Origin of the sequence: Aeromonas sp. ASNIH5 (assembly GCF_002902865.1) — a bacterium.
GTDB classification, from domain to species: Bacteria; Pseudomonadota; Gammaproteobacteria; order Enterobacterales; family Aeromonadaceae; genus Aeromonas; species Aeromonas caviae.
The window spans coordinates 1,073,156-1,095,972 of the sequence record NZ_CP026122.1; the positions used below are offsets into that span (position 1 = coordinate 1,073,156).

18 protein-coding genes are annotated in these 22,817 nt (G+C 62.9%); 7 read left to right on the forward strand and 11 right to left on the reverse strand.

Going from position 1 to position 22,817, the window contains the following annotated elements:
• Window positions 1–294 precede the first annotated feature (294 nt).
• Both C2U30_RS04720 and C2U30_RS04725 read left to right on the forward strand, forming a co-directional pair.
• Entirely contained in the window at window positions 295–846 is a 552-nt protein-coding gene (locus C2U30_RS04720) for a lipoprotein (protein WP_103243284.1), read from the forward strand.
• 146 nt (window positions 847–992) lie between these two features.
• A complete protein-coding gene (locus C2U30_RS04725) occupies window positions 993–2,993 on the forward strand; it encodes a hypothetical protein (protein ID WP_103243285.1) in 2,001 nt (666 codons plus the stop codon).
• A 58-nt stretch (window positions 2,994–3,051) separates the two neighbouring features.
• Here the strand turns inward: C2U30_RS04725 and glgC are convergent, their stop codons facing one another.
• A complete protein-coding gene (gene glgC / locus C2U30_RS04730) occupies window positions 3,052–4,326 on the reverse strand; it encodes a glucose-1-phosphate adenylyltransferase (RefSeq protein ID WP_039038908.1) in 1,275 nt (424 codons plus the stop codon).
• Between the two features lie 188 nt (window positions 4,327–4,514).
• On the opposite strand from glgC, the gene C2U30_RS04735 reads away from it, so the two are divergent.
• Entirely contained in the window at window positions 4,515–6,152 is a 1,638-nt protein-coding gene (locus tag C2U30_RS04735; protein WP_069652607.1) for an EAL domain-containing protein, read from the forward strand.
• On the opposite strand, the gene C2U30_RS04740 is transcribed toward C2U30_RS04735, so the two are convergent.
• From C2U30_RS04740 to recR, 10 genes are all read right to left on the reverse strand, one after another.
• Window positions 6,115–6,609, reverse strand: coding sequence for a hypothetical protein (locus C2U30_RS04740; protein ID WP_103243286.1), 495 nt, complete (start codon window positions 6,607–6,609; stop codon window positions 6,115–6,117). The two genes, C2U30_RS04735 and C2U30_RS04740, sit on opposite strands and share 38 nt — an antisense overlap.
• 148 nt (window positions 6,610–6,757) lie before the next feature.
• Window positions 6,758–7,120 (reverse strand): DUF2750 domain-containing protein, encoded by a 363-nt coding sequence (locus tag C2U30_RS04745; protein ID WP_010674427.1) that lies wholly within the window; start codon window positions 7,118–7,120, stop codon window positions 6,758–6,760.
• 123 nt (window positions 7,121–7,243) lie between these two features.
• Window positions 7,244–8,872, reverse strand: a complete 1,629-nt coding sequence (locus tag C2U30_RS04750; protein ID WP_039038910.1) for a methyl-accepting chemotaxis protein — start codon at window positions 8,870–8,872, stop codon at window positions 7,244–7,246.
• A gap of 162 nt (window positions 8,873–9,034) precedes the next feature.
• On the reverse strand, window positions 9,035–10,339 hold the full coding sequence (locus tag C2U30_RS04755) for an inosine/guanosine kinase (RefSeq protein WP_010674425.1): 1,305 nt from the start codon (window positions 10,337–10,339) through the stop codon (window positions 9,035–9,037).
• Between the two features lie 175 nt (window positions 10,340–10,514).
• On the reverse strand, window positions 10,515–10,907 hold the full coding sequence (locus C2U30_RS04760) for an MAPEG family protein (protein ID WP_010674424.1): 393 nt from the start codon (window positions 10,905–10,907) through the stop codon (window positions 10,515–10,517).
• 64 nt (window positions 10,908–10,971) lie between these two features.
• On the reverse strand, window positions 10,972–11,946 hold the full coding sequence (gene hemH, locus C2U30_RS04765) for a ferrochelatase (RefSeq protein WP_042882436.1): 975 nt from the start codon (window positions 11,944–11,946) through the stop codon (window positions 10,972–10,974).
• 119 nt (window positions 11,947–12,065) lie between these two features.
• Complete coding sequence (gene adk, locus C2U30_RS04770) at window positions 12,066–12,710, reverse strand: adenylate kinase (protein ID WP_010674422.1); 645 nt, start codon at window positions 12,708–12,710, stop codon at window positions 12,066–12,068.
• A 206-nt stretch (window positions 12,711–12,916) separates the two neighbouring features.
• A complete protein-coding gene (locus C2U30_RS04775) occupies window positions 12,917–14,119 on the reverse strand; it encodes an ISL3-like element ISAeme19 family transposase (protein ID WP_076611394.1) in 1,203 nt (400 codons plus the stop codon).
• A gap of 141 nt (window positions 14,120–14,260) precedes the next feature.
• Window positions 14,261–16,174 (reverse strand): molecular chaperone HtpG, encoded by a 1,914-nt coding sequence (gene htpG, locus C2U30_RS04780; protein ID WP_042017279.1) that lies wholly within the window; start codon window positions 16,172–16,174, stop codon window positions 14,261–14,263.
• Between the two features lie 451 nt (window positions 16,175–16,625).
• The gene (recR, locus tag C2U30_RS04785) at window positions 16,626–17,228 is read right to left on the reverse strand and encodes a recombination mediator RecR (protein ID WP_010674419.1); all 603 of its coding nucleotides are present in this window, start codon (window positions 17,226–17,228) and stop codon (window positions 16,626–16,628) included.
• 751 nt (window positions 17,229–17,979) lie between these two features.
• Here recR and hypF point away from each other — a divergent pair.
• Genes hypF through hypE form a run of 4 tightly spaced genes read left to right on the forward strand, consistent with a single transcriptional unit; the run spans window position 17,980 to window position 22,755 of the window.
• The gene (gene hypF, locus C2U30_RS04790) at window positions 17,980–20,391 is read left to right on the forward strand and encodes a carbamoyltransferase HypF (protein WP_103243287.1); all 2,412 of its coding nucleotides are present in this window, start codon (window positions 17,980–17,982) and stop codon (window positions 20,389–20,391) included.
• 5 nt (window positions 20,392–20,396) lie between these two features.
• Entirely contained in the window at window positions 20,397–20,648 is a 252-nt protein-coding gene (locus C2U30_RS04795; RefSeq protein ID WP_103243288.1) for a HypC/HybG/HupF family hydrogenase formation chaperone, read from the forward strand.
• Window positions 20,642–21,754, forward strand: coding sequence for a hydrogenase formation protein HypD (gene hypD, locus C2U30_RS04800; RefSeq protein WP_103243289.1), 1,113 nt, complete (start codon window positions 20,642–20,644; stop codon window positions 21,752–21,754). Before C2U30_RS04795 ends, hypD begins: the two co-directional genes overlap by 7 nt.
• Window positions 21,751–22,755 carry a hydrogenase expression/formation protein HypE gene (hypE, locus tag C2U30_RS04805; protein WP_103243290.1) on the forward strand — a complete coding sequence of 335 codons (1,005 nt, stop codon included), beginning with the start codon at window positions 21,751–21,753 and terminating at the stop codon, window positions 22,753–22,755. Before hypD ends, hypE begins: the two co-directional genes overlap by 4 nt.
• The last annotated feature ends 62 nt before the right edge of the window (window positions 22,756–22,817 follow it).

Consider the following 22,817-nt stretch of genomic DNA (forward strand, 5'->3'; position numbering starts at 1 on the left):
TGATAATGATTATCAATTTGACTTTGTGCGGCGGTAAAATACTCGCTTTGAAATCGCGGGGTCAATGGGATTTTGAATCGCCAAAACGGGAACTTGTCTGTGGGTATGTCGGGGATGACGCCAGGGCGGGCCTGCTGGCGGTGAAGGGAAACAGCTACTCGAATGAAAACGGATTGCCATCCCCATATGGGGGATGCGACAGAAACCGGTCAGGGCGGCCCCACTGGCGGCCAACCCGCTTTGCCTCTAAGATGGCGCCACCTCTTGTGACAGCCCCGAAAATGGAACCCTCCCATGTTGAAACACCTGCTTCTGCTCCCCTTCGCCCTGCTGCTGGCGGCCTGCTCCCTGACCCAGTACAGCGTCAGTGAAGGAGAGATCAACCAGTACCTCAAGGAGCGAGTCGCCTTCGAGAAACAGCTGGGGATCCCCGGCATCATGTCGAGCAAGATCCGACTCGATGAGATGCAAAGCCGCATCGGCCGCAGCCAGGCCGACAAGGTCGAGCTGGATGCCGCCGGCGAGCTGCAGGTGGCGAGCCCACTGGGCAGCCAGCAGATGAAGATCCGCCTCTCCCTGAGTGCCCGCCCCGACTACGTGGCCGAACAGGGCGCCATCTATCTGCGCGATCTCGAGCTCATCTCTGTCAAGACCGAGCCGGCGGACGTGGGCACCGCCCTCTCCCCGCTCTTGCCCACCTTCAACCAGTCCCTCTCCCTGTTCCTCTCCCAGACCCCCGTCTACCGGCTCGATGGCAGCCGCCAGAACGAGGCGCGGATCAAGGACAAGGTCGAAGCCCTCAAGGTGGAGCCGGGCCGACTGGTCATCCCCTTCAAACTGATGTGACACCTGCCGCCGCGCCTCTCCTCTTCACCCCACCGGGGCGCGGTTTTTTTCTTCTCAAGCCCCGCCCTTTGCCCCATAATGCACACCATTCTCATTTAGATTCATGAGAAGCGTCATAATAAAATCAACAATATGGTGAGAAGGACATGAGAAAAACCGTACTGGTGCAGGCGATCGCCTGCGCACTCCTCAGCAGCGCCGCACAGGCTGCCGTCAAGGTGGAGGACAAGACGTTCAACACCGCGGCCAACATGCTGGCCTACACCGAATTCGAGCTCTCCGGCGAGCCGCTGGCCGAGGCCCTCGGTCTGGATCTGGATGTGCTGGACGCCAACCGCGCCGACGAGCCGACCCCGTTCGACTTCGCCGCCGGCATCGAATCCTATGAATACTCCGAAGAGGCAATGTACGCCCTCAACTACCAGTCCGGCATGGGCCCCCATCTGGTAAACGGGCCGCAAAACCAGGCCCGTGGCGGCACCCTGGCCGACCTGGGCAAACGGGTACTGGCCATGGCCGAGGCCGTCGGCTTCCCCGCCGATGAAATTCCCCAGGGCATGTATCCCCTCTCCCTGCCCTACGCCTCCGCCAACCCGGAGTTCGCCCAGGCCGTGAACGCCACCCCGGTCAACGGTGACCAGATCACCATCAAGACCGCCAAGGGCAACGAGAAGAGCGTCAAGACCCAGGTCCCCGCCTACTTCCGCGACTACGCCACCCTGCGCTGGAGCGGCAGTGACAACCTGCTGGTCCCGGCCGCCGTGGGCGGCATCCTGCTCAAGGAAGTGATGTGGTCCCAGGACTTCCTGGGCGGCATGCACGTAGCCGAGAGCGATGAAGAGGTGGAAGCCGCGTCCGCCACCATGGATCAGGACGGCAAGCACAAGCTGGGGGTTTCTGCCGCCGACGGCTTCAACGGCATGATGCTGACCGAGCAGTCCATCGACAAGCTCGCCATCCTGCAAGGTCAGCTAGGCTTTGACGGCAAGACTCTGGGCGCCAAAATCACCCCGCAGTACGATCCGGCCAAGGGGGTTGTCTACTTCCCTCATCAGGTGAAAGTGACCGAGACCAGCAAAAACGACGCCGGTGCCATCGGCAAGCTGGAGGTCGTGGACGGCTCCGCCCAGTTGCGCGACGCCTGGATGCTGCTGTGGCCCCTCTCCGAGTTCTACGCCTTCAGCGATCAGCGCACGGCCAACACCAATCAGAACCCGGCCTTCCACGCCGTGTTTGACGGTGCCCCGTTCGCCGCCGCTCCGGCTGCCAACCAGACCAACGATCTGGGCAAGGCGGTGGCGGGCAGCGATGCCTTCTCTCTGGCCCTGAACCTCTCCAACCTCACCTTCAAGAACCTGCTGGCCCTGCACTTCGAGCCCAAGGCCGGCACCCTGGTCGACAGCTGGCAGGCTGGCAAACAGGCCGGGCACGTCACCACCTTCGACGCCGCCTACGCCCTGGTCGCCCTGCAGATCTTCCAGCGCGCCCAGGATGCGCTGCCGGTGGGTTACGCCGCCGGTGACAATGGCGAGCTGAACCTCAAGACCCCGCAGGGTGAGCAGGCGATCGCACTGGTCCGCAAGCAGGCCGATTTCATCCTCGCCAACCTCAAGGGCAAGAACGGCCTGGTCCATGACGGTCTGACCCTGGGCGGCAAGCTTGACGCCGGTCAGTCCATCGACGCGCAGTTCGCCGCCATCCGCGGCCTGACCGCCGCCTTCCTGGCCACCTCGGATGCCAAGTACCGCACCGCGGCGCGCGAGCTCTTCATCGCCGCCGACAAGGCCTACTTCAATGCCAAGGCCGGTACCTGGCTCGCCGGCAAGCAGGGTGAATACACCCCCTGGACCCAGGCCGCCATCTCCGGCGCCCTGCGCTCCGCCATGCTGAACCTGCGCAACGAAGGGGCCGAGAAGGCACCCGAGCTGGAGCTGGCCCAGCTGACCCAGCGCTACGTGAGCTGGTTCCGTGGCACCGTCAACGGCGGCATGCAGATGGCCGAATGGGTCGGCGACTCCGGCGAGAACGTCATCGAGGGTGCCGGCAGCGACACCGACGAAGATGGCATCCCGCAAGTGACCGCCGCCGGTGGCAAGCATGGCACCGCCATGGTGATGGCCGGCAAGGCCCTGGTCAGCGAGAAATAAATCGACCACCAATAGAAAGGGAGCCCAGGGCTCCCTTTTTTTGTCTGTGTCGACGAGGTTAGCCGAGCTTGGCCAGCATCGGCTTGGTCACCAGCACGATGCCCTGCTCGGAGCGGTAGAAGCGGCGTGCATCCTCGTCCGCGTTCTCCCCCACCACCAGGCCGTCTGGCAGCTTGCACCCCTTGTCCACCACCACCCGGCGCAAGCGGCAACCAGCCCCGATCTCGACCCCGGGGAAGATCACCGCCTGATCCAGGGTACAGAAGGAGTGCACCCGCACGTTGGTGAACAACACCGAGTTGAGCACGAAGGAGCCGCTCACGATGGAGCCCCCCGCGAACATGGAGTTGATGGTCATGCCGTGCTGCCCGTTTCTGTCCTGCACGAACTTGGCCGGGGGCGACATGTTCTGGCTGGTCCAGATGGGCCAGTTCTCGTCATAGATGTCGAGCTCGGGCACCACGGAGGCAAGGTCCATGTTCGCCTCCCAGAACGAATCCAGGGTCCCCACGTCGCGCCAGTAGGGTTTTTGCCCCTCCTTGGCCCCGACACAGGACATGTTGAACGGATGGGCAAAGGCCTTGCCCTCCCCCACGATGCGCGGGATCACGTCCATGCCGAAGTCGTGCTTGGACTCCTGGTTGTGGATGTCCTCTTCCAGCAACTGGTAGAGGTACTCCGCCTCGAAGATGTAGATGCCCATGGAGGCCAGCGAGCGATCCTCGCAGCCCGGCATGGCGGGCGGATTGGCCGGTTTCTCCACGAAGGCGCGGATCTTGCGTTGCTCGTCGATGTCCATCACGCCGAAAGCCGATGCCTCGCAGCGCGGTACCTCGATACAGGCCACCGTCACCTTGGCACCGAGGCGCACGTGATCGAGCAGCATGGCGGCGTAGTCCATCTTGTAGATGTGATCCCCCGCCAGCACCACGATGTACTTGGGACCGTAGTCACGGATGATGTCGACGTTCTGGTAGATGGCGTCTGCGGTGCCGCGATACCAGTGCACCTCGTCCACCCGCTGCTGGGCGGGCAGCAAGTCGATGAACTCGTTCATCTGGTAGCGCAGGAAAGACCAGCCCGATTGCAGGTGGCGCAACAGACTGTGGGACTTGTACTGGGTCACCACACCCACCCGGCGGATGCCGGAGTTGATGCAGTTGGAGAGCACGAAGTCGATGATACGGAATTTGCCGCCAAAGTGGACGGCGGGCTTGGCGCGGTTATCGGTCAACTGCTTCAGGCGGCTGCCCCGTCCCCCTGCGAGCACCAAGGCCATACTCTGATTCAATAGTTGCCGTGCTTTGGCGGTGTCTACGGGTTCTAGCAACATATCTACCTCTGCTCTGTTGGGGCTGTTTTCAACCCATCTTCGCTTTTTTTACAGACCATGAAAGTGTTTTCACTCACATTTAGTTGCATTCCGCCGGCGCTTTATCGTGGAGTTGCGTGAGTACTCATGTTTTGCGCCAGCGACTTGGTTAGAATTTCTACATCATGAACATCATCAAGGATGAAACGATGTTGAATAAACATGAGGGAAACCTGCTGCTGGTCAGCGCACTGGTCTGCATTCCCATGCTGCTGTTGCAGGGAGTGCTGCTCGCCCCCCCCGCCTCACCGCTCACCCTGCTGCTGGTCCTGATGACCACCCTGACGGGATTCGCCCTGCTGCTCTTTCTCACCCACAGCGTGCGCCGTGGGGAAAAGGCGAGGCAGGAGCAACGCTGGCTGCTGGCGCTGCAGCAGCGGGATCCCGCCATGCTCGACAGCGTACAGGCACAAACGGCTCTGCGCCAGCTCCTTGCATCCTTCAATGAGGCCGAGATCGATGCCCACCGCCAGATCACCGAATTGCACAATCAGGCGACCCGGGACGAGATGACGGGCCTTGGCAACCGCCACGCCTTCCGGCGCGATCTGACCGAGCTGCTGCAACAGGAAAACACCCAGACCGCCATCCTGGTGCTCATCCGCGCCACCGAGCTCGGGACCCTCAACGCCCAGCGCGGCTTCCAGTCCGGAGATGCCTACATCCGGGACATCGCCGCCCTCATCAGCCACACCGTCAGCCGCTTCCCGGGCCACCGGGTCTATCGCATCTCGGGGGCCGATTTTGCCGTCCTGCTGCCCCCCCTGGCCCAGATCCCGCCCCATCTGCTGGGACGGGATCTGAAGCTCGCCTTCGATCGCTATCAGCACGATCACGAGCTCGAGAGCGCCGCCTACTCGGGCATGACCCGCTTGAGCAGCGAGCAGAAGATAGAGGCCATTCTGGCCCGGGCGGATCTCGCGCTGGCCCGCGCCCAGACAGAGGTAGTCAATGGCTGGGCCATCCAGCAGAACGACGAGGTGGTCGAAGTGCAGGGTCAGCGTCACTGGACCCAGGTGCTGACCGATCTGCTGGAGCAGGAGAGCGTCAACTTCACCTGCCAGCCCATCCAGCCCCTGCATCGCGGCATGCTCGCCTATCACGAGATCTATCCCCGCTTTTGCAGCAGCGACGGCACCGTGCTGCCAAGCGATACCCTGCTCGCCATGGCGCAGCGGCTGGACATGGTACTGCGCCTGACCCAGATGGTGATCCGCCACGTCATCCGCCAATACCGCGCCTTCGGAGGCCACAACAGCCGATGGGGTCTCAATCTGCCAGGCTCCCTGCTGCAAAACAGCGCCTTTCTCATCTGGCTGGATCACCAGTTGCAAAAAGACCCCGACATCGGGGCCAACCTGGTGTTCGAGCTCGACGAGGAGCACCTGGAGCGCAACCTGACCGGGTCCAGGCGGCTGTTCGAGCTGCTCAGGCGCCACGGCAGCCGCTCGGCCATCTGCAACTTCGGCAAGGGGATAGGCTCCTTCAGCCTGTTTCGCGAGCTCAAACCCGACTACATCAAGCTGGACCCCGGTCTCATCACCGAGCTGGAGCAGGATCTCACCAATCAGCAGTTCGTGCGGATGATCGTCGACGTCTCCCATCGCATGGGCTGCCTGGTGATCGCGGAAGGGGTGGAACAGATAGGTCAGAAGCAGATGCTGCAGAGCATGTATGTGGACGGCTTGCAGGGCTACCTCATCGCCCGGCCCCAGGAGCTGGGACCGGAGATCGGTCAGATGGGGATCTTCACGGAGACGGTTTCAGCTTCAACAGGGTCAGAATGATGTCGTTGAGCTGGCGATAGCGCTCCAGCTCCTTCTGATCGTAACGGGTCGCCAGCATGGTCGGGTTGTGGCGATGCTTGAGGTAGCGGTTGATCTGCAGGCGGTTGAACCCGGCCACCTTGTAGATCTGGCCGAGCAGGGCATTGAGCTCGTCGTCCGCCAGCCCGGCCCGGGTCAGGTAATCGGGTTGGGACGGGCTCTCCTGGCGGGCCGTGACCTTCTCCAGCTGGCCACGCTCCTGCAAATAGGTGAGCCACTGCTCCACGTAGAGTGGCTTGCAGCCCCCCAGCAGATTGAAGTACCCCACGGCATCGCAGCGGCACCCGCTCAGCAGCACCAGGGCCAGCTCGTCGCTGTCACACAGAAAGCTCACCGGGCCGCTCTGGCTCCAGTCCAGCGCCTGCACCTGGATCCTCCCCTGCGCCCCCGCCTTCGTGGTCACGTCAAAGACAAACATGGCACCTCCCGATCGGCAAAGGGTTGATGATGACCCATCCCCGGGACGGGTGCAAAGGCAAATCGCCTTTTCATGGCCCATGGCGGCCATAAAAAAAACCGGCCCCCCGAAGGGGGCCGGTTCATCACAATCCGGCAGGACGGCAGACTCAGGCGTCCAGTTCCACCAGCGCCTTGGCCAGCTCGATGGGCTCGAGCTCCTGGCCTTCCAGATCGGCGTTCCAGTTCGGGCCGACCAGCACGTCGTCCTCGTCCAGATCGTTGATCCAGATGTCCAGGAACTCTTCGAGCTCGATCACTTCCGGCTCGTAATCCGCCCACTCGTCCACGCAGTGCAGGCGGGCATCCCCTTCGGCGGACCAGAGCGGCATCACGTCCGCATCTTCGAACTCGGCGGAGCGGCACACCACCCAGTCTTCACCGTAGCGCAGACCCCACACCTGACCCGACTCGCGGACTTCTTCGATGAACAGCTGGAAATTGGCGTCAAGATTGTCAGTTAGTTTGCTCATGGGGTCTCTCTCTTGCAAAGCAATGGCAGGCTGTCGGCCAGGGCTGGCCGAGAATGGGGCAGATGGTGTCCCAAAAGCCCCCCAGACTCAAGCCTTATCCCGAAAAAGCGGGGAGAAAGGCCGTCAGATGCGATATTTCGCCACCAGGGCCCCCAGCTCGTCGCAGGCCAGCGCCAGTTGCCCGGATGCCTGCTCGGTCAGCCGGTTCTGGGCCAGGGCATCCGCCGCCAGCTGGGTGATGGCCACCAGCCGCTGGTTGATCTCCTCCGCCGCCCGGCTCTGCTCCGCCGCCGCCGTGGCAATCTGCCCATTCATGGCAGTAATGGTGTGGACGGATCCATCGATGGCATTGATGGCGACATCCGCATCGCCGGCCCTGTCCGCCGTCGCGCGGGAGAGCTGCTGTAATTGGCTGATGCCGCTGACCACCTTGCCGGCCCCCTCCTGCAACCGCTGGATCATCTGCCGGATCTCGTCGGTGGAGCTGTGGGTGCGGGTCGCCAGGGTACGCACCTCGTCGGCGACCACCGCAAAGCCGCGCCCCTGCTCCCCGGCCCGTGCCGCTTCAATGGCGGCGTTGAGGGCCAGCAGGTTGGTCTGCTCCGCCACCCCGCGAATGACGTCGAGCACGGAGCCAATCTGCTGAGTCTCCTGCTCGAGGCGGCTCACCGCCTGTACCGTCTCCACCATCTCGTCCGCCAACTGGCTGATGGACTCCCGGGTCTGGACCACCACCTCGCGGCCATGCTGGGCCAGATTGAGGGCCGAATCCGCCGCGTCGGCGGCCTGGGCCGCGTGCTGGCCCACTTCGCGGCTGCTCACCGTCATCTGCTCCATGGCGCTGGCCACCCGCAGGGTATCCTGCTCCTGTCCGGTGACGATGGCGCCGGTACGCTCCACCACCTCGGCCAGCTGGTGAGCATGCACCCGGTTCTGATCCGCTATCTGCTGGCTGCGGGCCACCAGCTGCGCCATCTGGCTGGCGAAGAGGTTGAAGTTGATGCTGAGCTGGCTCAGCTCGTCACGCCCCGACTCCGGCAGACGTACCCGCAGATCCCCCTCCCCCCTGGCGATGTTGCCAAGGGCCGAGACCGAGCGGGAGAGGGGCACGACGATGCTGCGCACAATGAGGCCGACCACGGCAAACAGCAGGAGGGCCAGCACCAGCCCGATCCCCAGCAGGGTGTGCAGCACCTCCCGGTACTGGGCCTCGACGTCGTCCACATAGACGCCGGTGCCGATGATCCAGTCCCAGGGGGCGAAGCGCTTGATGTAGGAGATCTTGCGTACCGGTTCGTCCACCCCCGGCTTGGGCCAGTAGTAGGCCACCTCCCCCGCGCCCTGGGCCCGCGCCAGATCGGCGAAGGCGACGAACAGCCTGAGCCCCTGCTTGTCCTCCACCCCGGAGAGATCCTTGCCGTCCAGCTCGGGTTTCATGGGGTGCATCACCATGGTGGGGTGGCTGTCGTTGATCCAGAAGTAGTCATCGTTGCCGTAACGCAACCCCTTGATCAGCGCCAGCGCCTCGGCCTTGGCGCTCGCCTCGTCCAGCTCTCCCTTGCGCACCCTGGCTTCCAGCCCCGCCACCAGGCTGTAGGCGGTCTCCACCTGGGCCTGGGTCTGGCGGCTCTTCTCCCCCATCAACCCCTGCTGATAGATCTGCAGGCAGAAGAACAGCAACAGTCCCAGCAGCGCCAGCACCATCAGGGTCACCAGCGACAGACGCCGACCGATACTCCATTGTCTCAACATACCCTCGCCCCGCAGCAGCTACATATCCTTAACACAAGGTATGCCGCCGCGACGCGGGCTGTCCACGATGTCAGCAAAAGCGATGCCAAAAACATGATCCAACCCCAAAAACAAGAAAGGGTGCCCAGTGGCACCCTTTCTCGTGGTCGACAGGAAGAGGTATCACCGCTCCCAGTACACCTCTTCCAGGCTGTCTTCCTTCTCCGGCAACCCGCGGGAAAGGCGCGGGCTGCTCTGGGCCAGCACCTCGTAGCTCACCCGGTTGGCGTACTTGCACACCTGGGCCAGAGAGGAGTAGGTCAGGAATTCCGAGAGATGCTTGGCGGAGTTCGGCACGTTCATGCGGTGGTAGGCGTTCGCCACCATGTCGTGCAGCACGGCGGACAGCGCCCCGTCCCCTGCCCCATTGGTGTTCTTGATCTTCTCCGGCCCGCCCATGTAGGGGGAGATGTGGGAGTAGATACGCGCAGGCTTGCGGCACTTGTCCCGGGCCATGGGGCGGCTGAACTCGTACATGTTGAACTCGGGGATGACGCCGGGCAGCAGGGTGTGGGTGGTCTCGCGCTTGTAGTCCTCGTCGGTGTAGCTCGCCATGTAGAGGCCGATGGGGCCGGCGGTGCAGAGCACCATGTCCGCCCAGTCCAGCGCCTTGTCGGCCGCGCCGAGGGGATCCTTTATCCCGGTCAGGGCCTCCGCCTCGTCCTCGTTCATGGCGAGCACGGTCACGTTCTCGCTGATGAAATCGCGCCACCACTGGGGATTCTCGTCGATGACGAAGCGGGTGCCCAGGGTCAGCACCACAGGCACCCCGGCCTCGCGGGCATAGCGCACCGCGGCCATGGCGGCCTCCTTCATGGGGGTGCCGTCGGCGCCGCGCACCAGGTAGGCGGTGATCACCAGGGCCGAGGCCTCCTTGATGATGGTCTCGGGGATGTGGTCCACATCCAGGTGATCCATCTTGCCGGCGTTGATGCCAAAGCTGCGCTCTCCCCCTTCGGTGATGAAGGTGAAGCAGCGCCCGACCGGGCCGTCCACCGGCTGCAGGTAGTCGAGGTTGACCCGGGAGGAGGTGTTGCACAGATAGCGGTAGGCATAGCTGCCGATGCGGATGTCCTGGCTCATGACGCCAAGCAGGATGGAGTGGGAGTCCGCCAGCACGGAGTAGTTGTGCATGGTGTTGCCGATGGTGCCGCCGGCAAATTCGCTCACCACCATGTTGTTTGCCTTGAGCTCGTCGTAGACCAGCTCCGCCACCTCGTCGGAGATGAGCATGGAGTGGCCCTTGCTCAGGCCGTACCGGTTCAGGAAGTCTTCGTCCACATGGGCTTCGATATCCACCAGAGTCTGATCGATGCCCACTACATAGGCCTTGCCCAGTTCGGTGAGCTGGGAGTTCTGCGGGATCAGGGGATCACGTCTGTCGACCGGGAAGTAGTGTTTGGACTTGCGCTGACCGGGAAATTTCATGGCAATCTTCTGTGCTCTGGGGAAAAGAGGGGCGGGATTTTAACACAATCCACCACGCCGAAAAGTCGCACGATTGAATTTTGAGGTCAGTATAGACAAGGGCTTGCGAGGAAAACGTTTGACTTGCCTGCCACAAAAAACCACCCCGTGACGGGGTGGTGTTGCGGGATGACATTCAGCTTGCCGAGAGCCCCTGCACCAGGGCCAGCACCGAGAAAATCCCCAGCGACAGCCAGAAGAAGAGGGTGCCGAAGAGGCGCGGCATGTTGGGAGCCCTGGGGATCTGGATGCCGATGGCATGCAGGATGCGACCCACCAGCAGCAGCACACCACCCAGGTGCAGCCAGAGCGCACCGACCCCCGCCAGTTCGCACAGGGCCATCAGCAGCAGGGTGAGGGGCACGTACTCGGCAAAGTTGCCGTGGGCGCGGATCGCGGCCAGCATCTCGGGGGCTTCCCCCTCCCCTATCATCACCCTGAACTGGGCGCGGCGCTTGACCACCCAGAAGGAGAGCAGCAGGAACAAGAGCCCGAGCAGGCCGGCGTAAATCAGCGTGATATGCATCATCAGGACACTCCTTTATCGTTGAATCCGAACGTCCGCCACGTCGGGCACCGGATGAGAACGGCCATCATGCCAGCTCGCGACAGATGAGGGAAACCATCATGCGGATATGGGCCTGATCGCTGTTGAGGGCCGGGATGTATTCAAACTGCTCGCCACCGGCGGCCATGAAGATCTCCCGGTTCTGCACCTGGATCTCCTCCAGGGTCTCGAGGCAATCCGCCGAGAAGGCCGGGCAGATCACATCGAGCCGCTTGACGCCGCGAGAGGGCAAGTCGCCCACGGTCAGGTCCGTGTAGGGCTTGAGCCACTCCTCCTTGCCAAAGCGGGACTGGAAGCTCGCGGTCCACTGCTCCGGGGCCAGCCCCAGCGCCTCCGCCAGCAGGGCGGCGGTGCGCCTGCACTGATGACCATAGGGATCCCCTTCCCGCTCGTAGCGCTCGGGAATGCCGTGGAAGGACATCAGCAGATGCTCCCCCTGGCCGTGCTGCTCCCAGTGGCGACGCACGCTCATGGCCAGCGCCTGGATGTACTCCGGGTGGGCATGGTAATCGCGGATGAGCCGCACCACCGGCAGATTGCGCTCGGTTTTCATCGCCCTGGCCCAGGCGTCGAACACCGAGGCGGTGGTACTGACCGAATACTGGGGATAGAGCGGCAGCAGGATCACCCGGTTGACCCCCTGGGCCTTGAGGGCCTGCCAGCCATCGGCCAGCGACGGGGCGCCATAGGTCATGGCGAGCGCCACCGGCACCTCGACCCCTTCCCGCTTGAGCTCGTGCTCCAGGGCCGCGCGCTGCTGCTGGCTGATGACCATCAGAGGGGAGCCCTGCTCGGTCCATACCTGCTGATAGAGCTTGGCCACCTTGGGGGAGCGGGTCGGCAGGATGATGAAGTGAAGCAGGGGGCACCAGAGGTAGCGCGGCAGGTCGACGACCCGCTGATCGTGCAGAAACTGGCTGAGAAACGCCTTGACCGCCGCCGTGGTCGGCGCGGCCGGGGTACCCAGATTGACCAGCAAGATCCCGGTTTTCGTGGTCACGTTAGCATCCTGTCGTTCTGTGTCGTGGGAATGGAATGCAAGAAAGGGCCCGGTATGGACCCTTTTCTCACCCTCATAGCCAGCCGGCGAACGGCTGCGTCCTGCCGGCCCTGAATGGCTTAACCGAGAATGGCGGCCAGTTGCTGGCTGACCAGATCCACCGGCTGGGTGCCGTCGATCTTGACGTAACGGGTGTTGCCCGCTTCCGCTTCCTTGCCGTAGAAACCGATGAGCGGCGCGGTCTGCTGATGGTAGACATCCAGACGCTTGCGCACTGTGGTCTCTTCGTCGTCGGCACGGATCACCAGATCTTCACCGGTCACGTCATCCTTGCCTTCCACTTTCGGCGGGTTGAACACCACGTGGTAGGTACGGCCGGAGCCGGAGTGCACGCGGCGGCCGCTCATGCGCTTGACGATCTCTTCGTCCGGCACGTCGAATTCCAGCACGAAGTCCACGGTCACACCGGCATCCTTCATGGCTTGCGCCTGGGGAATGGTGCGGGGGAAGCCGTCCAGCAGGAAGCCGTTGGCGCAATCCGGTTGCGCGATGCGTTCTTTGACCAGGCCGATGATGATGTCGTCGGAGACGAGCTGACCTGCGTCCATCACGGCTTTGGCCTTGAGGCCCAGCTCGGTACCCGCCTTGATCGCCGCACGCAGCATGTCGCCGGTGGAGATCTGCGGAATACCGTGTTTTTCCATGATGAACTGAGCCTGGGTACCCTTGCCGGCGCCCGGAGCTCCCAACAGAACAATGCGCATACACGCTCCTAGTTGATTGGTTATTCAATTCTTGAGAAGGCAAAAAACTACACGTTTTCGCCCGTATTAACAAGCTCGCCCCGTGTGAGTGGCCAGATTATCACCACACTCCCGCCCCGTCTCTGCGACCAAAGACGCAGACGACGACCACGAAAAATGATTGAAAATGCAGCAGCGCACCAGAGGGGAACGGCCAAAAAAAAGGTTCATCGCGGCTTTCCGGGGAAGGCCGCCTTGATTTTCAGAAAAAAGTATTCTGAGTCCCTAAATCCATATGCCATACGCTTTATCACTTTGATCTTGTTGTTCACCCCTTCCAGCACACTCGTGTGCATCGGGTAGTTTGCACTCGCCAGGATCCCCCGCATATATTTCGATAAATTTCGACCAAATCGTTGCAGCGGCGCTAGCCCGCTTTCCTTCACCTGCCGCATCCAGCTCCGCCATCGTCGCCATCCTTCCCACACGCTCGGCGCATACCAGATGCCCTTCAACCCCTCTTTCAGCACGTACACCATCGCCAGCGGTTGATTCGCCGCCAACAGCTCCTGCAACTTCACATCCTGTTTTTCACTCAACTTCGCCCGATTACGTAGCAGCAACCAACGCGCACTTTTGACCACTTTTCGCGCCGGTTTATCGCTTTTCAGTGCATTCGCCTGCTCCACTCGCACCCGGTCCACCACCTCTCGGCCATAGCGAGCCACCACGTGGAACAGGTCGTAGACCACCTCCGCCTGCGGGCAGTGTTGCTTCACCTCCAGGTCGAACGCCGTGTTCATGTCCATCGCCACCGCTTCAATCTGCTGGCATCGCTCGCCGAGCTGCTCGAAGAAGGGACGGATAGCGGCCCGGCTGTTGCCGTGCCCCACCCACAGGACGCGGGTTCGCTCGGCATCCATGATCACGGTGGCATAGCGGTGTCCCTTGTGCAGGGCAAACTCATCCATCACCAGCCGCCGCACCTCCCCAAGTTCGATGGTGCCCACACTGGTCTGCAAACGGCGCTTGTCGATCTCCTTGATGGTGTGCCAACCGACCCCGGTGAGCTGGCTGACATGGCGGATGGGGAGGTACTGAACGAGCGCTTCAATCCAGCACTGCATGCGCCGGGTGAGGCGGGAGCCAGAGGGGAGCCAGTCGATATGTTCACTGACGCGACCACAGCGCAGACAGTCGACGCGGCGAACAGGCAGTTGTAACCAGACTTGTCGGTCAAATAGGTCTCGCTCACGCACCCGGCGGATACGTTGGTCGTGGATCAATGGCGTGGGTTGCAGGCATCGGCGACAACGGGGCAACAGGTCGGCGCGAGGCTCAAGGGTAAACAGGGTGTGATGGTTGGCAGAAAGCGCTTGGGCGATGACGGTATAACCTGGCCAGAAGGAGGCAATATCAATATGATGCACGGCGACAGCAGGGTGATGGTGGTGGTGTGTTTGGAGACAGCCAGTTTACCAGCACCCTGTCTGTCAACTTCCACTTCCCCAAGATCCCGCGAAGAACCAAAAAAAAGCCCACTGTCATGCAGTGGGCCAATCACAATCACATCACGCCTGGAGTAGCAGACGGTTGATACGGGAGACGAAGCTCGCCGGATCATTGAGGCCACCCTGCTCCGCCAGCTGGGCCTGCTCGTGCAGGAGGGAGACCCACTCGCCAAACAGGCTCTCATCCTCGATGGTGCCGAGCTTCTTCACCAGGGCATGGTCGGGGTTGAGCTCCAGGATGTACTTCTGCTCCGGCACCGGCTGACCGGCGGCGCGCATCAGCTTGATCATCTGGGTGCTCATGCCGTGGGCGTCGGTGACGATGCAGGACGGCGAGTCGGTCAGACGGTGGGTGACGCGCACCTCTTTCACCGCCTCCCCGAGGCTCTTCTTGACCCGCTCCACCAGACCGGCGTTGGCTTTTTCGGCCTCCTCCTGCGCCTGCTTGGAGGCGTCGTCTTCCAGATCCCCGAGATCCAGTTCGCCACGGGTGACGGAGACCAGCTGCTTGCCGTCGAACTCGGTCAGGTGGCTCATCAGCCACTCGTCCACCCGCTCCCACATCAGCAGCACTTCGACGCCCTTCTTGCGGAAGATCTCGAGGTGCGGGCTGTTCTTGGCAGCGGCATAAGAGTCGGCGGTGATGTAGTAAATCTTCTGCTGACCTTCCTTCATGCGGCCAACGTAATCCTCGAGCGACACGGTCTGGGCTTCGCCCTCACCGGCGGTGCTGGCAAAGCGCAAGAGCTTCGCGATCTCTTCCCGGTTGGCGTAATCCTCGGCCGGGCCCTCTTTGAGCACATTGCCGAACTCGCTCCAGAACTTGGCGTACTTCTCGCCATCCTCTTTCGCCAGCTTGTTGAGCATGGTGAGCACGCGCTTGGAGCAGGCCTTGCGCAGGGAGGCGGTCACCTTGTTGTCCTGCAGAATTTCACGGCTGACGTTGAGCGGCAGATCGTTGGAGTCCAGCACCCCTTTCACGAAGCGCAGGTAGGTCGGCATGAACTGCTCGGCGTCGTCCATGATGAAGACGCGCTGCACATAGAGTTTCAGGCCGTGCTTCTGCTCGCGGTTGTAGAGATCGAACGGCGCACGGGCCGGGATGTAGAGCAGGCTGGTGTACTCCTGGGCCCCTTCCACCCGGTTGTGACCCCACAGGAGCGGATCTTCGAAGTCGTGGGCGACGTGCTTGTAGAACTCCTGGTACTCCTCGTCCTTGATGTCCTTCGGGTTACGGGTCCAGAGCGCGGTGGCGCGGTTGACCTGCTCCCACTCGCCCGGGGTACCGACGATGGTTTCACCGTCTTCTTCGCGATCCGGGGTGCCCTCTTTGTACATCTCCACCGGCACGCTGATGTGGTCGGAATATTTGCTGACCACGGAGCGCAGGCGCCAGTCGTCCAGGAACTCCTCTTCATCGCTGCGCAGGTGCAGGATGACGTCGGTGCCGCGACCGGCTTTGGTCACGTCAGCCACGGTGAAGGAGCCTTCCCCTTGTGATTCCCACTGCACGCCCTGCTCCGGCGCGGTGCCGGCGGCGCGGGAGACCACGGTCACCTTGTCGGCCACGATGAAGGCGGAGTAGAAGCCCACCCCGAACTGGCCGATCAGCTGGGAATCCTTGCCCTGGTCACCGGAGAGGTGCTTGAAGAACTCGGCAGTGCCGGACTTGGCGATGGTGCCCAGGTGCTCGATCACCTGGTCACGGGTCATGCCGATGCCGTTGTCCGAAATGGTCAGGGTCTTGTTCTCTTTGTCCACCACCAGGCGCACGCGCAACTGGCCGTCGTTTTCGAACAAAGAGGCATCGGAAAGCGCCTTGAAGCGCAGCTTGTCCGCCGCATCGGAGGCGTTGGAAATCAGCTCGCGCAGGAATACTTCTTTGTTGGAGTAGAGGCTGTGAGCCATCAGGCTCAGCAGTTGTTTGACTTCAGTCTGAAAGCCGTGGGTTTCGGCGTGAACACTTTGGGTCATCGACCAGTCCTCAAAACGTCGGGTTGAACAGATTCCCAAGCTAGATGGGGTTGGCCTTTCAAATATCAAGGGGCTTGCGTGCAAACTTGAGAGCAAATTTGCACACCGGCCCCTCGCTTGGCTCACACAGGCAACCCCCTCCCGGCCTCCCCCTTCACAAGGGGGAGGTGCACCGTCGCCCCCTGTCTGGCGAGGAGGGTCAGATTGGGATCGAGCGTGGAGCCAATAGCGGGGTCAGCCTTGCTCTCCCCTGCCAAAGGGAGGGCTGGGGTGCGTTGCTTTCTTCCCTGCCAAAGGGAGGAGTGGGGCAAGATCCATTGCTCCCTCCCCTATCAAGGGGAGGGCTGAGGCGGGGTTCGTTGCTTTCTTCCCTGCCAAAGGGAGGAGTGGGGCAGGATCCATCGCTCCCTCCCCTGCCAAGAGGAGGGCCGGGGTGGGGTTCGTTGCCTCTTTAGCTCAGACGCTGGCGCCCCATCAGGGAGTGGGAGAGCGTGGTGCCATCCACCAGCTCCAGCTCCCCGCCCACCGGCACGCCGTGGGCGATGCGGCTCACCTCCACCCCGGCGGTGCGGGCCATGTCGGCGATGTACCAGGCGGTGGCATCCCCCTCGATGGTGGGGTTGGTGGCGAGGATCAGCTCCTTGATCTGCTCCTCTTGCAGGCGGCGCTCCAGGATATCGAGCCCCAGCTCCTCGGGGCCGATACCGTCAAGGGGCGACAGGTGGCCCATCAGCACGAAGTAACGGCCGGAGAACTGGCCGGTCTGCTCGATGGCGGCCACGTCCGCCGGGCTCTCCACCACGCAGAGCAAGCCGTTCTCCTCGCGCTTGGGATTGGCGCAGATCTCGCAGCGATCGTTCTCGGTAAAGGTGCGGCAGTGGCTGCAATGACCGATTTCGGTGAGCGCCCGGTTGAGCAGGGAGGCCAGACGCAGACCGCCGCTGCGCTCGCGCTCCAGCAGGGTGAACGCCATGCGCTGGGCCGATTTCGGGCCCACGCCCGGCAAGACCTGCAGCGCCTTCATCATCTCATCGAGCAGGGGACTGAATTTCATGGGGATATCCTTTGATGCCGCGAAGAGAGGCGCCGCCCCCAGGGGCATCGGCAAGCCGTCTCTCCAACCTCTTTTGTTGGCGCAGGACTATACCAGCCCAGGGCCGCCAATGGCAGATCCCGCCCGCAGGCGCCTCGCCGCCGAGACGCACCGGGAAACCGGGCTGGCGCCGTTTTTCAGGGCCGGCAGACCCCGCCAGCCCCCGCTAGGGGTAAAACAGCCCCCAAGGTGTTCAATTTTTCTACTCAATTGTCCACAATCGTTAAATAAAACCAAACAAAAAACCTGCGCGTTGGCCCCGCCATCCTCGATTTGCCCCCTTCAGGGGCCGGTTCAGCGCCCCGGGGGCGCGGCGCCGCCAGTTCTCACACGCCGATCGCTGGCGGAGCAGGCTCACAGGATCGCAAAGAAGCGCCGCATCTGGCACTCAAACAGGGGCGAGATCAAGGTATTGGGGACCAGGGCCCCGGTAAACTTGGCCCCCGCGGCAGGATGAGAGGCCCGCTTCCCTCCCCTGCCCAGGCTACGCCCCTTCTATCGCGACGCAGCCCGTTGCCCCCCGTTCGTTGCACCCGATGGCCCATGCCGTGGCGGCAGGCCAGCAGATGGGAGTTCGATATCGCATGACATCCCCCAGGATGATCGCCGGATGGCCGCCCCTGTCGGCCCTCCCCAGCCCCCCTGTCATGAGGGAGGGTTCCCTGCCCCCCGGTTATCAGGGAGGGGCGCTGGCCCCTCTTTGGATGGCGCCATGACCACGTCGACACGCCTTCGACTGCGCCGGGAATTTCATATCGACGGCATCGTACAGGGGGTCGGCTTTCGCCCCTTCGTCTATGGGCTGGCGCTGCGCCACGGCCTTGCCGGTTATGTGTTGAACGATGCCAACGGCGTCACCATCGGCGCCGAAGGATCCCCTGAGCAGCTGGCCAGCTTTGCCCGCGAACTGCGGGAACTGGCGCCGCCACTGAGCCGTATCGATCATTTCAGCGAGCGGGAGCTGCCCCGAGATCAGGATCCCGACTTCGATGGCCAATTTCATGGCCAGTTTCGAATTAAAGCGAGCCAGCAGCAGAGCGCGGCCACGGTCGCCATTTCGCCGGATCAGGGGATGTGCGAGGCATGCGCCCGGGACGTGGCCAATCCACGCGATCGCCACCACCACTACCCCTTTACCAACTGCACCCACTGCGGCCCGCGCTACACCATCATCCGCCGCCTCCCCTACGACCGCCCCCACACCGCCATGGCCGGTTTTGCCATGTGCCGGCGTTGTGCGGCGGCCTATGAAAACCCGCTGGATAGACGCTACCACGCCCAGCCGGTGAGCTGTCCCGAGTGCGGGCCCCATCTGACCTGGCGCAGTGGCCGCGGCGATGCGCTGGCCGAGCGCGAGGATGCCCTGCAAGCAGCAGCAAGCGCTCTGCAAGCGGGGGCGCTGATCGCAGTCAAGGGGATGGGGGGTTATCACCTGATGTGTGATACCCGCAATGAACAGAGTGTTGACAGATTGCGAACGCTCAAACGGCGCGCGCGCAAACCGCTGGCGGTGATGATGGGCTCCCTTGCCGAGGCCAAATTGCATGTCACCGGCAGCGAAGACGAGTGGCAACTGCTCGCCTCTCAGGCCAGACCCATCACCCTGCTGCGCAAGCGCAAAAACGATGATCGACCGTCAGAATCCCAACTGACAACCGCGCCGCTGGCCGAGGGGATCGCCCCCGGCATCCCCTACCTTGGGGTCATGCTCCCCTATACCCCGCTCCATCAGCTGTTGCTGGATGCCTGCGCCATGCCGCTGGTGGCCACCAGCGCCAATGGTCGCGGCAGCCCGATCCTTATCGAGTGCGAGGCGGTGGTCAGGGAACTCGGCAGCGAGATTGACGGCATCCTGGATCACAATCGCCCCATCCTGCACCCGTGCGACGACAGTCTGGTGCAGTGGGCAGGCGGGCGACGCCAGACGTTGCGGCTGGCCCGGGGCTATGCCCCCTGCACCCCCAGCCTGCAAGAGGCGGTCAAGGCGCCGCTGCTGGCGGTCGGGGCGCAGCAGAAGAACCAGCTGGCGCTCGCCTTCGGCCGCCAGCGCATCTACAGCCCCTATATCGGCGATCTGCACAGCCTGCCGATGCAGGAGCACTTCGAGCAGACCCTGGCGACCTTTCGCGATCTCTACGATCTCAAGCCAGAACTGCTGGTCTCGGATCGACACCCCGGCTACCTCAGCCACCAGTGGGCCAAGGGCTATTGCCGCGATCACAATGCAACCCACCTCGAAGTACAGCACCATCACGCCCACCTGCTGGGGGTGATGGCCGAGCATGAGATCACGGGCCCGGTGCTGGGTGTTGCCTTCGATGGCACCGGCCTTGGCGATGACGGCACCCTCTGGGGCGGCGAGCTGCTGATCGCAGACGTTCAGGGATTTGAGCGGGTTGCCCACCTTGCCCCCTTCAAGCTGATCGGCGGCGAGGCGGCCATCCGCGAGCCGGTACGTCAGCTGCTGGGGCTGCTGTTTGAATCGCACAGCCCTGAGGAGATCAGTGCCCTCGATATTCCGTTGATCAAGCAACTGCCCCTTAAGCGGATCAGCAACCTGCACCAGCTCTGGCATCTCGGTCGCAACGCCCCCCGTACCAGTTCCATCGGTCGGCTGTTCGACGCGGTGGCGGCGCTCTTGGGGGTGATCGATACCCCGGATTACGAAGGCGAGGCCGGACTCCTGCTGGAGGCAGCCGCCTTGCAGCTGGCCCCCGATGAACAGCCCTTACCCCTTGCCTTTGATCTCAGCCAATCAGCGGAAGGGCCACTGCAGATCGAGTGGGCCGAGCTCATCCATACCCTTGTCAGCGAGCGGCGCCAAGGCACCGCCACCGCCAGCCTGGCCGCCGGTTTTATCCGCGCCATCAGCGCTCTGGTCATCGCTCTGGCCGAACGCTTCCCCGGCTATCCGGTGGCGCTCGGGGGCGGCGTCTTTCAAAACCGGGTGCTGATGGATCAGCTGGTGCCCGCGCTCGAAGCGGCCGGTCGGCAGGTATTGACCAGCGAAACCCTGCCGCTCAATGACGGTGGCATCGCCGCCGGTCAGCTCTGGTTTGCCATCCACCATCTTGCCACGCATCAGCCTGTCACCACCGGTTGTGCCACCTTGTCGGAGTCCTGAAATTCATGTGTCTATCCATCCCCTCTCAGGTGGTGCAGCTGCACCCCGAAGATAACTGCGTCACCGTCGATACCCTGGGGGTGCAGCGGCGCGTCAGCTGCATGCTGCTCGAAGAGCCCCTCCAGGTGGGCGACTATGTGCTGCTCCATATCGGCTTTGTAATGAGCAAGATTGACGAAGAGGAGGCGCAGGCCAGCCTCGAGAGCTTCCGCCAGATGGTGGCCCTGATGCCCACACAGGATATCTTGCCATGCTGACCTTGAATGACCTGTTCCAGGGCTTTCGCCAGCCCGAGGTGATCCGCGCCCTCGCCGCCCAGATCACTGAACTCGCCAAAGATCTGCCAGAACCGCTGCGGGTGATGGAGGTGTGTGGCGGCCATACCCACACCATCATGAAGTACGGCCTGCACCAGCTGCTGCCGGCCAGCATCGAGTTCGTTCACGGCCCCGGCTGCCCGGTCTGCATCATGCCCAAAGAGCGCATCGATCAGGCCATCGAGCTGGCCCGCCAGCCCAGCGTCATTCTGGTTACCCTGGGGGACATGATCCGGGTGCCGGGCTCCAGGGGCACGCTGGCCCAGCAGCGCGCCAAGGGGAGCGATATCCGCCCCGTCTATGACCCCCTCGATGCCCTGCGTATCGCCAAAGAGAATCCGGACAAAACCGTGGTCTTCTTCGCCATCGGTTTCGAGACCTCCACCCCGATGACGGCCGCCTTGCTGGCTGCCGCTGAAGAGCAAGGGGCCCTGAACCTCCTGTTTCATATCAACCATGTGTTGGTGCCGCCCGCCATTCATGCGGTGATGGCCGACGGGGTGGCCAAGGTGAACGCTTTTATCGGCCCCTCCCACGTCAGCGTCATCACAGGCGCCGATATCTACCTGCCCATCGTCGATCGCTATCAGGTGCCTGTGGTGGTGAGCGGTTTCGAGCCGGTGGACGTGATGGAGGCGCTCTTGATGATGGTGCGCCAGAAAGTTGAGGGTCGCTACGCGCTGGAGGTGCAGTACAGCCGCGCCGTCACCGCCAGCGGCAATAAAGCCGCCCAGCGGCTGGTCGAGCGCTTTTTCGAGACCCGCGAGCACTTTCGCTGGCGAGGTCTGGGGGATATCAACGCCTCCGCCCTGCGCCTGCGCGATGCCTTCGCCAAGCGCGATGCGGAGCGCCACTTTCAACTCAATCAGACTCCCATCGATGACCACAAGGCGTGCCAGTGCGCCGATATCCTGCGCGGCCTGGCCAAGCCAAACCAGTGCAAAGTCTTTGGCCGGGGCTGCACCCCGACCCAGCCCATGGGCAGCTGCATGGTCAGCTCCGAAGGGGCCTGCAATGCCTACTACCGATATATGGGGATCCAATGAGAGAAATTCAGTTAAGCCACGGCGGCGGCGGTGTAGAAATGAACCAGCTGATCAACCAGCTCTTCTTTCGCCACTTTGGCAACGAGATCCTGCTGCGCGGTGAAGATGCCGCCCTGCTGCCGGTGAGCGGCCCCGTCGCCTTTACCACAGACAGTTTTACCGTCTCGCCGCTCTTCTTCGAGGGGGGCGATATCGGCAAGCTGGCTATCGCCGGCACGGTCAACGATCTCGCCATGATGGGGGCCAAGCCCGAGTATCTGAGCGCCAGCTTTATCATCGAGGAGGGTTTCCCCTACGCCGATCTCGCCCGCATCGTCGAGTCGATGGCGGCGGAGCTTGCCAACAGCGGTGCCCGCATCGTCTGCGGGGACACCAAGGTGGTGCCCAAGGGGGCGGCCGACAAGATCTTTATCAACACCAGCGGGGTAGGCACCTTCCCGCTGCCCGAACAGAGCCGAGGCATCTCGGTACGGAGCCTCAAAGCCGGTGACGCCATCCTGGTGTCGCGGGATATCGGCAGCCACGGCGCCTGCATCCTGATGGCCCGCGACGCCCTGCAACTGGGATCTGATCTCAAGAGCGACTGCACCACCCTCTGGCCGCAGGTCGAGGCGCTGCTAAAAGCGGGTATTACCCCTCACGCCCTGCGCGACGCCACCCGCGGCGGCCTTGCCGCCGTGCTCAACGAGTGGAGCAGCGCCTCCCAGGTGGCCATCGAACTGGAGGAGTCCGCCATTCCGGTGTGCGATCCGGTACGCGGCCTGTGCGAGCTCTACGGTTTCGAGCCCCATGATCTCGCCAACGAGGGGACCATAGTGCTGGCCCTGCCTACGGAACAGGCGCAGGACGCGCTGGGCATCTTGCGGCAATTCAACTCCGCCGCCAGCCAGATCGGCGTGGTGCAGGCGAGCGATCGCCACAAGGTGATCCTGAACAACCCCTGGGGCAGCCGCCGTTATCTGGAGCTGCCGCAGGGGGAGCTGCTGCCGCGGATCTGTTGAGCAGCCATGCCGTTTCGTCAATTACAGGGAGGAGTCACTGCTCCTCCCCCTATCGGTTAAGG